This is a genomic window from Pandoraea sp. PE-S2T-3 (assembly GCF_002179965.1).
In the GTDB taxonomy this organism is placed as follows: Bacteria; Pseudomonadota; Gammaproteobacteria; order Burkholderiales; family Burkholderiaceae; genus Pandoraea.
Map to the genome: position 1 here is coordinate 244396 of NZ_NGUQ01000037.1, position 14322 is coordinate 258717.

12 protein-coding genes are annotated in these 14322 nt (G+C 64.9%); all 12 read right to left on the reverse strand.

Annotated elements, in window-relative coordinates; all coding sequences use genetic code 11:
* Positions 1 to 27 precede the first annotated feature (27 nt).
* The 12 genes from CDV46_RS23390 to CDV46_RS23445 all read right to left on the reverse strand — a co-directional run bounded on the left by CDV46_RS23390 (position 28) and on the right by CDV46_RS23445 (position 14322).
* Positions 28 to 1275 (reverse strand): beta-ketoacyl-[acyl-carrier-protein] synthase family protein, encoded by a 1248-nt coding sequence (locus CDV46_RS23390; protein WP_087687864.1) that lies wholly within the window; start codon positions 1273 to 1275, stop codon positions 28 to 30.
* Positions 1275 to 1760, reverse strand: a complete 486-nt coding sequence (locus tag CDV46_RS23395; RefSeq protein WP_087687863.1) for a hypothetical protein — start codon at positions 1758 to 1760, stop codon at positions 1275 to 1277. The genes CDV46_RS23390 and CDV46_RS23395 overlap by 1 nt, the downstream gene beginning before the upstream one ends.
* A 110-nt stretch (positions 1761 to 1870) precedes the next feature.
* Positions 1871 to 3100 carry a beta-ketoacyl-ACP synthase gene (locus tag CDV46_RS23400; protein WP_087687862.1) on the reverse strand — a complete coding sequence of 410 codons (1230 nt, stop codon included), beginning with the start codon at positions 3098 to 3100 and terminating at the stop codon, positions 1871 to 1873.
* Positions 3100 to 3825, reverse strand: a complete 726-nt coding sequence (locus CDV46_RS23405; RefSeq protein WP_087687861.1) for a 3-ketoacyl-ACP reductase FabG2 — start codon at positions 3823 to 3825, stop codon at positions 3100 to 3102. Before CDV46_RS23405 ends, CDV46_RS23400 begins: the two co-directional genes overlap by 1 nt.
* On the reverse strand, positions 3822 to 4289 hold the full coding sequence (locus CDV46_RS23410; protein WP_087687860.1) for an ApeP family dehydratase: 468 nt from the start codon (positions 4287 to 4289) through the stop codon (positions 3822 to 3824). The genes CDV46_RS23405 and CDV46_RS23410 overlap by 4 nt, the downstream gene beginning before the upstream one ends.
* Entirely contained in the window at positions 4286 to 5494 is a 1209-nt protein-coding gene (locus CDV46_RS23415; protein WP_087725293.1) for a beta-ketoacyl-ACP synthase, read from the reverse strand. The genes CDV46_RS23410 and CDV46_RS23415 overlap by 4 nt, the downstream gene beginning before the upstream one ends.
* Positions 5491 to 7926 (reverse strand): MMPL family transporter, encoded by a 2436-nt coding sequence (locus tag CDV46_RS23420; RefSeq protein ID WP_087725296.1) that lies wholly within the window; start codon positions 7924 to 7926, stop codon positions 5491 to 5493. The genes CDV46_RS23415 and CDV46_RS23420 overlap by 4 nt, the downstream gene beginning before the upstream one ends.
* Complete coding sequence (locus tag CDV46_RS23425) at positions 7923 to 8609, reverse strand: LolA family protein (protein ID WP_087725298.1); 687 nt, start codon at positions 8607 to 8609, stop codon at positions 7923 to 7925. The genes CDV46_RS23420 and CDV46_RS23425 overlap by 4 nt, the downstream gene beginning before the upstream one ends.
* Positions 8594 to 9052 carry an acyl-CoA thioesterase gene (locus tag CDV46_RS23430; protein WP_087687856.1) on the reverse strand — a complete coding sequence of 153 codons (459 nt, stop codon included), beginning with the start codon at positions 9050 to 9052 and terminating at the stop codon, positions 8594 to 8596. The genes CDV46_RS23425 and CDV46_RS23430 overlap by 16 nt, the downstream gene beginning before the upstream one ends.
* Positions 9042 to 10682: an HAL/PAL/TAL family ammonia-lyase gene (locus CDV46_RS23435; RefSeq protein WP_254916191.1), complete on the reverse strand. Its 1641-nt coding sequence runs from the start codon at positions 10680 to 10682 to the stop codon at positions 9042 to 9044. Before CDV46_RS23435 ends, CDV46_RS23430 begins: the two co-directional genes overlap by 11 nt.
* Positions 10679 to 12436: a glycosyltransferase family 2 protein gene (locus tag CDV46_RS23440; RefSeq protein WP_087725302.1), complete on the reverse strand. Its 1758-nt coding sequence runs from the start codon at positions 12434 to 12436 to the stop codon at positions 10679 to 10681. The genes CDV46_RS23435 and CDV46_RS23440 overlap by 4 nt, the downstream gene beginning before the upstream one ends.
* Positions 12433 to 14322, reverse strand: a complete 1890-nt coding sequence (locus CDV46_RS23445; RefSeq protein ID WP_176399169.1) for an AMP-binding protein — start codon at positions 14320 to 14322, stop codon at positions 12433 to 12435. The genes CDV46_RS23440 and CDV46_RS23445 overlap by 4 nt, the downstream gene beginning before the upstream one ends.

The window sequence follows — 14322 nt, forward strand, 5'->3', positions numbered from 1 at the left end:
CGGCCGTTGGACTTTCATCTTTCAGCCTTAGATGCGCGCCAGCGTGAGCGCGCCGTAGGTGCCGCCAAAGCCGAAGGTATTGATCAGGCTGCTGCTGATATCAGCAGCACGGCTTTCTCTACAGATCGGATAGGACGCGGCTTCCGGGGGCAGGCGGTCAATGTTGGCTGCCCCCGGGACAAATCCCTCGTGCATCGCCCAGATCGCGCAGGCGATCTGCATCGCACCTGCGGCCGCAACCGTGTGGCCGGTAATGCCTTTAATCGAAGTGATGGCGGGCACCTCGGTCAATCCTCCGAAGGCATCGGCCAATGCCGCCAACTCCGCCGTGTCGCCCTCAATCGAGCCGTTGGCGTGTGCGCTGATAAAACTGGGCGGTGCCACAAGATCCTGACATGCCGCTTTGACGACGCCGCTCATGGTCGCGATGTCGACACCGAAGGCGTGCGATGCGCAAGTGGCAGCACCTACCCCCGTAATCTCGGCGAGGGGAGGGGCGCCACGGGCCTCGGCGTGAGCGAGGGTTTCCAGAACGAGAATCGCCGCACCGCCCCCAAGCACAAACCCGTCGCGTCCAGCATCGAACGGCCGGGAGGCCTTCGCCGGTGTCGCGTTGTGTCCACGGGAGAGGACCCCCATGGCGTCGAAACACATTGCTGCACCCCAAGGGGCTTCCTCGCTGCCGCCCGCCAGCATCACATCCTGTCGTCCGAGTCGGAGCAAATCGACGGCATGTCCGACGCAATGGATCGAGGTCGAGCATGCGGACGAAATGGCGTACCCAACGCCGCGCAGATCGAACAGGGCGGATAACGCTGCCTGCGCGGTACTCGACATGGCGCGCGGTACGACGTATGGCAATACCCGCGTAGCGCCACTTTCCCGCGCGACATCCAGCGCGTCTTCGAAATCTTTCATCGCTCCGGTGCCGGAGCCAACGACGACACCACATCTGCCGTTGCTCAACGTCGCGGCGTCCAGGCCGGCGTCTGCGACGGCGCGTAGGGCTGCATGGCTGGCATACAGCGCCGTGTCGCCCATGAAACGCCGCAGCTTGCGAGGCAAAACAGCGTCATCGAGCGACCCGGCGTGCGGCCGCCCGGTGATCGTGCTGCGCAAGCCATGAGCGACGTAATCCGGAGCCTCATGCACGCCGCTCTTCTGGCGGCGTAACGCGTCGACGACGGCTTCGCGCGAGTGACCGGCGGCGGAGACCATCCCGAGGCCAGTGACGACGACTCTGGCCAATCCATCGGGGCGATGAAAGCGAGACATCAGAGGCGGCGCAGTTCCGCGTTGATGTCGCGGATGAGCGTGTCGACCCAACGGTTGTAGTTGGGGTGAATCACGGGCGTGTTGGCGGGCATCGCGGTATTGCTGAAGTCCTCGCGACGCGGCGAAACGCTGGGAATGCTCGAGAGCCCGTACTCGAGATTGGTGCTGTCGCGATAGGTTACCGAATACGTCGTTTCGCTGTACTTGATCGTCACGGAGGCGTAGTGCTTGTTGCGCACGTTGATCGAGGCGACGAGTTCGCCCGGTTTTCCCTGCGTGGCGACCCAGTCGTGAGTTGCCGCGCCGCGTGTGATGGCGCCGCGGATCTCTTCGAGCGACAACGTATTGCCACTACCCGAGACGATAGGCATGTTGTCGTGCGGGACGATCGGCACGGGCGGGCGGGCAGCGTGGGCGGCGGGACCGAACATCGCCGTCACGGTGACGGCGAGCGAAGCGGCGATCAGGCGTCGACGAGTCTGCATGTTTTCTCCATTTGGTTTGTGAGCGACGTTGTGTGGCACTTCGCCTGTCGGGCTTGGCAGTTACCACGCGCTGTCATTGAGTGACTGATTTGCTGAAAAATCCAACCCTGTCAATCCACAAATCGCTGAAAGATCAGCGACGTGTTGATGCCACCGAACGCAAAGTTGTTGCTCATGATTCGCTGCGTTTCCAGTTGCCGGCCATCGGCTCCCGCGATGTGATCGAGCGAGGCGCAAGCCGGGTCCGGACTATCGAGATTGAGCGTGCCGGCAAACCAGTCGCGGCGCATCATTTCGATGGCCCACCAGGCTTCGATAGCACCGCATGCGCCAAGCGTGTGACCGAGATAGCTCTTCATGGCGCTGATCGGCACGGTGCCTCCGAAGATGCTGGCCGTGGCTTCGCTCTCGGCAATATCGCCCCGGTCCGTCGCCGTGCCATGTGCGCTGATGTAGTCGATGGCGTGCGGTGCCAGTCCGGCGTCGTTCAGCGCCAGTTGCATGGCGCGCGCCATGGTGGCAGCGGTGGGTTGCGTGACGTGATTGCCGTCGGTATTGCATCCGAACCCGATGATTTCCGCCAGAATCGTGGCGCCACGCGCTCGCGCGTGGTCGAGCGATTCGAGTACCAGAGTGGCCGCCCCTTCACCGACCACGAGGCCGTCGCGTGCGGCATCGAACGGGCGCGGCGTAAGCTTCGGTTCGTCGTTGCGCGTGCTCGTCGCGTAGAGCGTGTCGAACACCGCACTGCCGGGGCCAGACAATTCCTCGGCGCCGCCCGCGAGCATCACTTTCGTGCGGCCAAAGCGAATGGCCTCGTACGCGTATCCGATCGCCTGACTGCCGGAGGTGCAAGCGCTTGAGGTGGGAATGATCCGCCCTTGCAGTCCGAAGTGCACACCGATATTGACGGCGGTGGTGTGCGGCATCATCTGGATATAGCTCGTCGATGTCACTCCCGCCATTGATCCGGTCTCGACCATCACGCCGAACGCCTGAATGGGAGCGATGCTGCCGGACGACGATCCGTAAGCCACACCGATGTCGCCAGGATCGCCAGCCGTCACGTCAAGCGCGGCGTGGGCGAGGGCGTGTTCCGTTGCCCGAAGTGAGAGTTGGGCGACACGCCCCATGGAGCGTAGTTGTTTGCGCGGCCAGTGGGGCGGCGGCGCGAAGTCTTCGACGGGACAGGCGAGGCGTCCGTTGAGCATCTCGAAGTAATCCCACTCGGGCATGCGACGCACGGCGTTCCGGCCTGCGCGCAGCGCACCCTCGATGTCCTCCCAGCGGCTGCCCAGCGCTGTGATACCGCCGTATCCGGTTACGACAACACGCGTCATCAGATGATCCCTCCGTTGACACCGATCACTTGACGGGTCACATAGCTTGCTCCATCCGACATCAGGAACGACACCACGTGCGCAACCTCGTCGGGTGTGCCTACGCGGTTCATCGGCACCATGCGCAACGCTTCGTCCAGCGCCACGCCTTCGAGCATGCCCGTGTCTACCAGCCCCGGAGCGACACAGTTCACGGTAATTCGGCGCGATGCGAGCTCGGCGGCCAGCGCCTTGCTGGCGCCGATCAAACCCGCCTTGGCGGCGCTGTAATTCACCTGGCCACGATTGCCCATGACGCCGGAGACAGAGGCTACGGTGACAATGCGTCCGCCAGCACGCAGGCGAACCATCGGCATGGAGAGCGGGTGAACGACATTGAAGAAGCCATCGAGGCTGGTGTCGAGAACGCTGTCCCAATCGTCGTCGGACAGGGCAGGGAAGGCGTTGTCGCGCGTAATGCCGGCGCCACAAACGATGCCGTAATAGGCACCACGTTCGGCAACATCGGCTTCGAGCATCTCGCGGCAGACCTGCCTGTCGCGCACGTCGAATTGCACGAGATGGGCGATGCCGCCCGCAGCGCGGATGTCGGCGACGGTGGCTTCGCCGGGGGCGACCTGTTCGCGACAATGGACGGTAACGGCAAAGCCGTCCCGAGCGAGACGCAGGGCAATCGCCCGCCCGATGCCCCGGCTGCTACCGGTGACGAGAACACGTCGGGTCATGATAGATGCTCCAACAAAAAGGCAGAAAAATCGGTCGGTTGGTGAACCTTGATCGTCGCGTTGGCCACGGTCTCACCGTCGACGTCCACACGGCAGTCGTAGGCGCCGTTGCCGGTGTCGTCGCGTAACACGCAGGCCGCATGCACCAGAAGGGGAACGCCTGCGCACAGCGACGTGACGCTCGTTTCGAGCCGGCGCGTGCCGAGCAGCACCCCGGGGGCCGGTGGGAGCCCGCTGTTACGGCGCGTCAGCGCTTCGTGCGCGGCAATCGCCTGAGCCATGAGTTCGATCACGATGTGCACAGGCATGTTGCCGTTCCCGTCGGCGTACCACGCTTGCGCGTCGGGCGTTGCCTGAACGCTGATCGACTCGGGGTCGTATTGGCACACGGCGTCGATCAGCAGCATGGGCGGACGGTGTGGCAGCAAGGTCTCGATGGGCGGCCAGTGAGTTGACGTCGTCATCGAAGGGCCTCCGCGCGCGAGAGAATCACACTGGCGTTGTTGCCGCCGAATGCGTACGCGTTTGTCATCACATGGTGGGGCGGTCGGCCGAGGGTGGTGCCGCGCGTGGTGAGCCGCAACGGGCTGAGCGCCGGGTCAGTGGCACCGTCCCAGAGATGCGGTGGCAATCGGCCATCGCCTTCCAGCGTGAGCCAGCAAATGCCGATGCCCGTCGCACCTGCGGCACCGAGCAGGTGTCCTGTCATGGGTTTGGTGCCGCTTACCCACGGCGACGCGTCGAAACAGGTATGGGTGGCGAGACTTTCCATAATGTCGTTTTTCGGGGTGCCGGTCGCATGCAGATGCACGTACTCGATTTGCGAGGGGGCAAGACCCGCGTCGCGCAGGGCGCTGCGAATTGCTTCGATGGCACCCGCGCCGTCGGGGGCCGGTGCCGAAATGTGATGGGCGTCGCTCGAATCGCCAATGCCGGAAAAAACGATGTTCCCCGGCGTACGCGACATCAGGCAGAGCATCGCGCCTTCGCCGATGTTGATGCCATCGCGGTGACGGCTCATCGGGCGCGACAGGCCTTGCGATAGCGACTCAAGCGCGCCGAAGCCGCCGAGCGTGAGCGCGCAGAGCGCGTCCGCGCCCCCGGTTACCACGGCATCGCACACGCCGCTGTCGATGAGGCGCCGTGCCGCTCCGAATGCCTTCGCACTCGACGTGCAGGCCGTCGAAATCGCGTAGGCGGGGCCGCGAATCCCGAGCAACTCGGCGACAAATTGCGCGGGGGCGCCGAGTGCCTGCTGGATGTAGTGATAGTTGTCCGGCAACGCGCCGTTGGCCGCAAGCGAGCACAGGGCCGCCTCGCCTTCGGCGATACCCGAGGTGCTCGTGCCGATGACCACGCCGATGCGCGTCGCGCCATGGCGTTGAATGTGTTGTGCAAGCACGGCACGCAAGGGTTCTGCTGCCGCGACCAAAAACCGATTGTTGCGGCAGTCGTAGCGTTTTAACCGTTCTGGAATCCGAGGCAGTTCGTGATCGGCGAGCCGCACCGCACCGACCACAGGGGCCGGCGCCGTACCTGCGGCGTGCCAGTTTTCGCGAGGTTGCATGCCTGTCGTATCACCGGCAAACAGACGTTCGGCGATACCGGGCAAATCATGGCCCAGCGCATTGATCATGCCGAGCGCGTGGAGGTAGACAGCGGGCTTCATGAACGCAACTCCGGAAAACGCAAGCTGTAGGGTGCGAGCAAAAGTGAGAGGGCAATGCCGATCGTCAAGGTCAGACCGAACGCGTGCAGGCTTGGCATGCCGCTGAAAGCGAGCAGACCGAACGACAGCAACGTGGTGGCCGCCGACATCAGCGTGCCGGCTACGGCGATCGCGGCCATTCGTTCATCTTCACCCGCGCGCAATTCGCCTTCGCGCAGAAAGATGGCGTAGTTCACGCCGACGCCGAGCACGAGCATCAGACCCATCTGTGCGAATAAGGTGAGTGGCAGGCCGAGGTAGCCGAACGTCGCGAAAACCACGGCGGTCGCGAGCAACGTAGGCATGAGCGTGGCGATGGCGCCGCGCCATCCGTATCGACGGGCGAGCAAGACAGCGACCACCACGAGTGCTGCGGCGAACCATAGGCCGCTCGCATGCCGGTAACGCGCGAACAGGCCGGAAATGGACGCGGCTTTATCAACATAGGTCACGCCGGGCAAGCCAACCGCCACACGCGCGGCCGCCGCACTGTCGCGCAGTCCCTGTGGTCGTACGAGGCTTGCGTATCCCACGGCGTTCGCCGGGCCGCTCAGTGACGAGGATGAGGTGTCGACTTGTCCTAACCAGAGCATGCGGTAGGGGGTCGCGCCGGGCCAGGCCAGCCAGTCGGCGACGCGAAGCGGCGGCGTGTCGCCCTCGGTGGCAAACGCATTGGCGTATTGCCGTGCGAATTCAGCCCGGAACCCGGCGCGCGTCATGGCGGCGGCCAGTGTGCCGGGCGAGTCGAAGCGGGCAGCGCCGTACAAGGCGCGATTGTCGAGTTGCCGCTGCACCGAGGGGACGAACTGTGACACGCCCGTCCAGCCGCTGAAGGGCGCGTTCTTGCCTGCGGCCGCCTGATCGAGGCGTGCGCCAAGCTGCTCCTCGCGACGTAGCAGCGCTTCCTCGCTGTCGGCCTGCACCAGCCAGAACTGCGTCGCGCCATCGATGCCGGTGATCCGCGCGATCGCTTGTTCTTGTGCGACCAGCGCCGGTTCACGGGAAATCAGTCGGCGAATATCGTCGTCAGCACCCAGCCGCCACCATCCGGGCAGGCACGCCAGCAGGATCAGACATCCGACCACTGTGCCTTGCCGTCCGGCGAGCGCCGCGCCCCAGACGCGAAGCCAACGTTGTGCCAGCCGGATGACCGGCGCGCGAAGGGGCGGTACGTCGCGGGGAAGGAAGGCAGGCAATGCCCATACGACAAATGCGTATGACGAGAGAAGTCCGGCGAGCGCGAAGACGGCGATCTGGCGCAATGCCGGGAACGGCACCGCACCGAGAATTGCGTAGCCCAGCACGCTGGTCGCGAGCGCAATACGCAGCGCCGGGCGGATGACGGGCAAGGTTCGCTGGGCGGCATCGCGATTCAGCCCGCCGACCCCGACAAAGTACTGGATCGCGTAGTCGACCGTCTCGCCAATCAGGGCTGCGCCGAATACGAGAGTGAGCAGGTGCAACTCGCCGAAGATCACCAGCGTGGCGACGGCCGCGCACAGGGTGCCGAAGGCTACGGTCGCCAGTCCCATGGCGAGCAAGCGGCCCGAACGGAAGGCCCAGAGCGTCAACAGTGCGATGCCCAAGGTTGCAACGATGCCGATCCGGTGCAGTTCCATCTCGGCCTGCGCTCTCGCGCCAGCGGCGTGAAACACAGCGCCACTGCGCAGCATCTCCACGCCCGGGGACGCGTCGACGATTTGTGATTGCGCCGCATTGAAGAATCGAATGACGCGTTGCTGAACATCGCTGTCGAACGCGGCGCCACGCGTTTGCAGCAGCAGGAGCACCCACGTTTTGTCGTCGTGACGGGCGCTCAGCCAACCGGCGTCGGGCAACATGCGTAGCTGACCGAACGGCAGGCGCATAAGCCAGCGGTCGAGCCAGCCGAAGGGGTCATCGGCAGCGTCTGTCATGCCAAACGGTGAGTTTGCCAACGAAAGCGACGACAACGAGGACGGGGCCGTGGCGTCGGACGGACTGCGGCGAAGCTGTGCCTCGAGCGCGGCCCGGTCCTCATGGGAGAGGAGTTGAAAGCGGTGAGGCAGGTAGAAATTCGAGAGGAATGCCGGATCGAACGGTGGGATTTTGCCTTGTACGCTGGAAAAGGCGTCATTGGTCCGTGCCATTGCATCGAGACGGGCTGCTGCCGCGCGCGCTGAGGTTGCATCCGCGGCACCGATCAACACCACGATGCGGTCGCTCACGCTTCCGGCGAGATGGTCGACGGCCTGCTCGGCAAGCGGATTGCGCTCCGTTGCCGGCAACAACGAAAGCACGTTGGTCTGGAGTGGCAGGTGGCGCACCGCTATCAGCCAGATGCCCAGCAGCAGGACGCCCGCCGTGAAGGCAAAGGCGAGCGTGCGGCGAAATGCCCGGGTGCGTGCGTTCATTCGACCGTTCGCAGCAAGCGTTGTTCGTTCGAGTCGAGCGCTTCGCCTGTCCGCACTTTCTCGAACTGCCAGCGAATAGACTCACCGCGCCGGGTCTCGAGTGTGACGCCGCGTACGACGGTATCGCCGTTGAGCGTGAGGCGCCGCATCACCTGAGCGATCTGCGGCTGCGACGGTGTCAGCACGATCTGCCAACGGTTCACCGTCCCCGTGACGGCCACGGAGAACTGTGAAGCCAGCCCGCTGGTATCGCCGTGCATGAACGCATTCGCCCATTCGTTGATCTGCTGCGTGACCCCTGACGGTTGCGTATCGAGCGACAGCACGTTGCCATCGGCATCGAGACGTGCGCTGCGCTGCCGGCCGTAGACATAGCCTTGCGCCTGAGGCGAGCGCACTTGCCACACCACACCTCGCTCACGCACGAACACCAGCGACCCTCGGGTGAGGGCGGGCGCCGACAGCAAAGCCGACGTACGCGTCTGGAGGAAATCGGCATGCACCACGGGATAGGCACCTATCTGCGCAAGAATGCGCTTGAGCAACGTCAGATCGGCTGCGGCCGATTCCTGTGCTGCGACGGACTCAGCCGCCATGGCCGCAGTCGCCGAAGCCACCCCGATGAAAGTGAACACGACACTCAGCAGCGCGCCTGCCGCGCGCCAGATCAGCCGGCTGCCCATGCGGCCTCCAGCTTCTCAACGACCACGGGTGGGCTCACGAATTGGAGTTCGCCGTTGCGCGCGTCGACGGCGACTTGCACGGTGTACCCCTTGGTGATGCGCTCTGCGGTGGCGATGTCGTGAATCTCGTAAGCAATGCGCAACCGGTTTTCGTATTCGGTCAGCGATGCGCTCACACGCACACGCTGTCCGTAACGCGCCGGGCGAACGTATTTGAGATGGCACTCGACGACCGGCCACAGGTAGCCGGACGCCTGCATTTGCGGGTAGTCATAGTCGAACCGGCGCAGCAACGCGCAACGAGCGAGTTCGAAGTATTTGACGTAATGGCCGTGCCACGCCACTTGCATCACATCGACGTCATGGAAGGGAATATCGACGTCGGCCGTGGCGACGAGCCAGGGCGCCTTTTCCGGCCGGCAGGTGAGGGTATCAGTCGTCATGGGGCAGGTCCGCTCCTTCGGCAATCCACGCCCGTACGGCACGCAACTCGTGTTCAAGCGCACGGTCTTCGTCGACGAATGGCGACTGTGCGGCAACGGCATCGAGCCACTGACGCAACGTGTCGGGCAGCGCCGTGCCGCCGGGCGAGAGGCGTTCGCGCAGCTTCACCGCTTGCGCCACGGCGAGCGTGTGCGCTGCGGCAACCTGCTCGGTCAGCATCAGCACGCGCAGACAATCGCGCGCGGCGATCGTCCCCATGCTGACCTTGTCTTGGTTATGCGACTCGGTGGAGCGCGAGAACACACTGGCCGGCATGGTGTGCTTGAGTGCCTCGGCCGTCCACGCCGACGCGCCGATCTGCACGGCCTTGAAGCCGTGGTTGATCGGTGCCCGAGGCCCCGTTGCGCCGCTGAGATTGCGGGGCAGGCCGTTGTTGAACTTGTCGTCCACGAGCAGCGCCAACTGGCGATCCATCAAATCGGCGATGTTGGCGACGGCTGTCTTCAGGCTATCCATGGCGAATGCGATGTGCCCGCCATAGAAGTTGCCGCCGTGATGCACCTCACCGGTGTCCGGGTCGATGAGCGGATTGTCGTTGGCGCTGTTGATCTCGTTTTCGACATCGCGACGCACCCAACTGAGCGCGTCGACGAGCACGCCGACCACATGCGGCGCACATCGAAGCGAGTAGCGGTCCTGAAGCCGCGCTTCCGGGGGCTCTGTGCGGCCGGCCAGATCCTCGCGGATCCAACGGGCGGCGTCGCGTTGCCCTTCGTGCGGCTTCGCGTCGAAAAGCGTGGGATGGAAGTGTGCGGCGCGGCCATCGAGCGCGACGGTCGTGAGTGCGCTCAGACGGGACGCCAGTCGTGCCAGCGACCGGCTCCGCGCGAACGCGAGACTGGCCAATGCCGTCATGACCGCCGTGCCGTTCATGAGCGCAAGGCCTTCTTTCGGGGCCAACCGGATCGGCGCGCCGCCGGACGCCGACAAGGCCTCTGCGGCGGCGCAAAGGCGGCCGCGATACATGACGTCGCGCTCGCCGATGAGCGTTGCCGCAACGTACGACAGCGGCGTGAGGTCGCCGCTTGCGCCGACCGAGCCTTCTGCTGGAATGCGCGGTAGCACGTCGTGCGCGAGCAGATGGACGAGTGCCTCCAGCAGTTCCGGACGGACGGCCGAGTACCCCTGAGCCAGCGATGCCAGACGGCATGCGAGCACGGCACGTACGGCGTCGTCGTCGAGCCATTCCCCCATGCCGCAGCCGTGGTAACGGGTGAGCTGGGCGGGCAGCGCTTCGATAAGCGATGCGGGGACGTCGACGACACAGGCGTCGCCGTAGCCGGTGGTCACGCCGTAGACGGGGCGCCCGGCCGCGAGGTGCGCTTGCAGCGCGTTCACGCTGCGACGAATGCGGTCTTGCCACGTAGTGTCGTTCGACAACCTTGCGACGCGGGTGCGATGCGCCAGCGCCAGAATGTCCTCGATCGTCAAGCGCCCTTGACCGAACACCACGGGCGAAGCGTGGGTTCGGCCCGTGGTGTCTTCGAGGCGGTCGTCGTGGACCGCGTGGCGTACGGGATTGCCGACGCCGTCAGCGGGGCCGGAGAGTGAAATCGGGAGTTCCATCATGACGGTGGCGGCTTGCCTTGCCAGAAATCGAAAAAGTTGAACCACTGCATCGGGTATTGCCGGCAGTAGTGCTCAAGCCGACGTGCGTAGCGTTCGGCGTAGCTGCGCAATGCGGCTTCGCGTCTGGCCCGAGGCAATTCGACGGTGTCGGCGAACCGTTCGAAATACAGCCGGTAAGACGCTTTGTCGCGCAGGCAGAAGAGCAGATACACCGGACATTCGAGCAACGCTGCCAGAATGAACGGGCCTTGTGCAAAGGGGGCGGATTCGCCAAAGAAGGGGGCCTGTACGACACGGCCACCGTCGGCGGACGGCACGCGGTCTCCCACGATGACGAGCCAGTCGCCACGATCGACGCGCTCGCGCAGCATGATGGCGGTGGCCGGGCCAATGTCGTCCACCTCGATCAAGTTTTCCGCAAAGGCCTGATTTGACCCGGCGAGCATCGAACGGAAGCGCTGGGCGTGGCGGGTGTAGACGACCGCATGAATACGATCAATGCCCCGCGAACGTGCGAGCGCGCGTGTCATCTCCAGATTGCCGAGATGCGAGCCGATGACAAGCGCGCCACGGGCATCGTTGGCGGCCGCGTCGAGCGTGGCATCGTCCTCTACCCGGACGTGGCGCTCACCGAGCAGCCCGCGCCAGGCGGCGAATTTATCCAGTGCGGCGTTGGCGAATGCAAGAAGATGCTGGAAAGTGCGCCAGCGCGTCGGGACCGCCCAGCCGAGTTCGGGGGCTGCCACGCCAAGCCGCTGTTGATAGTCGCGCGAGGCGGCGCAGGCTTGCGTGTCTTTCAGCGCAAAGTAAGCCGCCACGGGAATCAGGCAAGCGCGCGCCGTACGCAAGCCGAACCAGCGACAGGCAAACGCCAGAAGGTTCATGCCCAGCAGGCTGCCGCGTTCGGGGCGGCGCCACCATGACAGGGCGGCCGTAGCGCCGGGCGCAGCGAGCGAGGCGGGCGTTGGCAATGTCTCTGTACGGCGCAGTTTTCTCAGTAACAGCGTCGGTATGCGGGGCAGCATCGCGCAAACAAGTCGCGTATGCATCCAAGAAATGCCGGCGTTGTCGCGGAACATTTGAAAGTGCGATACCCCGTTGTCCGGATAGACCACGCGTGTTCGCCGATTCTGGACTGGCACACCCCGCCAATACAGGCGCACCAGAATGTCCGTGTCGAACGCCATGCGCGGCGGCGGCCGGTGCCGTGCCAGCAGGGCAGCGGTGGCCGCAAGCGGATACACACGGAACCCGCACATCGAATCGGCGATATCGAACGACAACGTCTCGATCCACACCCAGAAGTGCGTGATGTAGCGTCCGTACAAACGCCCCTTGGGCACCGAAGCGTCGTAACGTGGTGTTCCGCAGATCACGGCGTCGGGGCGCTGCCTGGCGTCATCGAAAAAAGCGGGGACATCCGAGAGATCGTGCTGACCGTCCGCGTCGACTTGCAGTGCGTGCGTGTAGCCGAGTGCATGCGCGACGCGTAACCCATAAGAGACGGCGCCGCCTTTGCCGAGATTGTGCGGCAGGCGTTCAAGCGTAACCGTCCGGGGATGTGCGCCATGAATGGCATCAAGTACGGCGCGCGTTGGCGCATCGCTGCCGTCGTCGATCAGCAGCACCGGCAGGCCTCGTGCAAGCAACGTCTCGACGATGCGTGCGATATGGGCCGGGTGGTTGTACACCGGAATCAGGACGCAGGGCACAAAGCCGTCGTGCAGCGGCGGGGAGTCAAGGCGTGTCGTCATTGCGACACGTCTCCGGCGGCATAGGCGAGATAGCCGGTGGCGGCCATGCCGCGTATTCCTTCGTAGGCGTAGTGCACGCGACGACGGGCAGCATCGTACGTCAGCGTGAGATCGAACCGTGTCCCCGGCAGTACCGGTGCGGAGAATTTGACTTGCTGCAACGTGCTCGGCGTGCTCACCCATGCACGCAGCGCGGGGTCGCGCGCCGCGTGTTCCGCGGCGAACCGGCTGGCCCAGTCGATCAGAACGACACCGGGCAGTAGCGGAAGTCCCGGGAAGTGACCCTCGAAATGTGCCAGATCGGGCGGCACTCGCAAGGACAGCACCACAGCCTGCGGGTTATCCGACGGCGTGCCGGGGGCGTCAGAGTCGTTCGCGTAGTTCAACCGAACACCCATTACCGACGGCATCCACGGCGATGCCGGCGCAAAGAGCGCGGCAACGTCGGACGTCGCGCGCTTGCCTCGTTCATTCAGGGGAAGGGCTGCGGGAAAACGCCAGCGTCTCGGGAGTACGGTCGCATCGAACGTCTGGGCCAGCGCGTCGCGCATGACGGCGCGAACGGTCCCCAGCGATTGTTCGCGCCAGGCGCGTCGGCCGGCGTGGCTCAGTGCGACGGCGGCGGCAAGGCGGCCGGCGATTACGACGGCTGCTGCGTCGTCGACCCATTCGTGGCGCAAGAGCGCCGCCTCCACCGCCGGTAGCGAGACTCGCTTGCCCTCGATCTTCACGGTGCGGTCGAGCCGGCCCGTCATGGTGAACGAGCCGTCGGCGTTCACGATGGCGCCGTCGTCGGTCGGCCACCAACGCCCGTCATTGACGCGCGGCGAGCAGATTTCCAATGCGCCATGGTCAGAGACTCGCACCGTCGTGTCATCGAACGGTGTCCAGTGCGACATGCGGTCCTGTTGGCGCCATGCGATGCCACCGGTTTCGGTACTGCCGAAGACCTCCACTGGTGCCCAGGCATCGCCTGCGGCTGCTCGTGCACCTGTGGCCCGAACGAGTTCGGCGCACTGGCGTGCGGCATCAGCGGGCAACGGGCCACCGGATGAGAACGTGAGGCGGGGCGCGTCGGGCCAGACGCCGTCGCAAAGCAATGCCGGCCAACGTGTCAACTGTGCGGGGCCTGCGATCCACACCACGGCTGGCCAAGTGCGCCACGCACGGGCTTGCGAAGGTTCCGCAAAAGTGTGTCGAGCGAATGGAATCCCTGCGGCCAACGGCCACAGCACGCGAAACCACAGACCATAAATGTGATGGCACGGCACGCTCGCGACCACCAGAGCGTTCTGAAGCTGCGTGCCCCAGTGCCGGTGAAGCGCCTGCACCTCGCCGTCGAGCTGTGCCAGCGTTTTCGTGATGGCCTTCGGCTCGCCGCTGCTGCCCGACGTGTAAATGAGCAACTGGCACGACGAGGGGAGCGCGTTGCGGGCTTCCGGCGCGTCGTGATTCATCGCGACGGTCGCGGCGTCTCGGCATGCCGAATCGCGCGCCAGCATGTCCGTATCGATGGCTTCGTCGAAGGCGAAAGCAAAGTCTCGGCGCGTCTGGGGCAGGGCGTTGGGCAGCACGACGGGCGTTCTGCCCGCCGCCCATGCAGCGAAGAGGGCACAGCTTATGTCGAACGGATCGTCCAGACATAGCGCGAGCCGTTGTGCTGGACGTGCCGAAAATGCCGCCCGCAGCGACTGAACTCGGGCATGCCACGCGTGCGCTGTCAGCGGCGCGGCGTCGTCTGCGGACGAACGGCCGTCCACGCATACGACGAGCGATGGTGCGCGCGGCTGGCACAACATCTCGGCCAGCGGCGTGCAGTCGATGGCTTGCGGGGTGACGGCACTGGCCGGTGACGCGTTGGCGACGCGCTCACTCATGACGCTCAT

What these genes read in the sequence shown, in the direction of transcription:
- CDV46_RS23440 (WP_087725302.1), bottom strand. Translation starts at nt 12,436, where the DNA reads ATGACGACACGCCTTGACTCCCCGCCGCTGCACGACGGCTTTGTGCCC.
- CDV46_RS23405 (WP_087687861.1), bottom strand. Translation starts at nt 3,825, where the DNA reads ATGACCCGACGTGTTCTCGTCACCGGTAGCAGCCGGGGCATCGGGCGG.
- CDV46_RS23415 (WP_087725293.1), bottom strand. Translation starts at nt 5,494, where the DNA reads ATGAAGCCCGCTGTCTACCTCCACGCGCTCGGCATGATCAATGCGCTG.
- CDV46_RS23430 (WP_087687856.1), bottom strand. Translation starts at nt 9,052, where the DNA reads ATGACGACTGATACCCTCACCTGCCGGCCGGAAAAGGCGCCCTGGCTC.
- CDV46_RS23400 (WP_087687862.1), bottom strand. Translation starts at nt 3,100, where the DNA reads ATGACGCGTGTTGTCGTAACCGGATACGGCGGTATCACAGCGCTGGGC.
- CDV46_RS23435 (WP_254916191.1), bottom strand. Translation starts at nt 10,682, where the DNA reads ATGATGGAACTCCCGATTTCACTCTCCGGCCCCGCTGACGGCGTCGGC.
- CDV46_RS23395 (WP_087687863.1), bottom strand. Translation starts at nt 1,760, where the DNA reads ATGCAGACTCGTCGACGCCTGATCGCCGCTTCGCTCGCCGTCACCGTG.
- CDV46_RS23410 (WP_087687860.1), bottom strand. Translation starts at nt 4,289, where the DNA reads ATGACGACGTCAACTCACTGGCCGCCCATCGAGACCTTGCTGCCACAC.
- CDV46_RS23425 (WP_087725298.1), bottom strand. Translation starts at nt 8,609, where the DNA reads ATGGGCAGCCGGCTGATCTGGCGCGCGGCAGGCGCGCTGCTGAGTGTC.
- CDV46_RS23420 (WP_087725296.1), bottom strand. Translation starts at nt 7,926, where the DNA reads ATGAACGCACGCACCCGGGCATTTCGCCGCACGCTCGCCTTTGCCTTC.
- CDV46_RS23390 (WP_087687864.1), bottom strand. Translation starts at nt 1,275, where the DNA reads ATGTCTCGCTTTCATCGCCCCGATGGATTGGCCAGAGTCGTCGTCACT.
- CDV46_RS23445 (WP_176399169.1), bottom strand. Translation starts at nt 14,322, where the DNA reads ATGAGCGTCATGAGTGAGCGCGTCGCCAACGCGTCACCGGCCAGTGCC.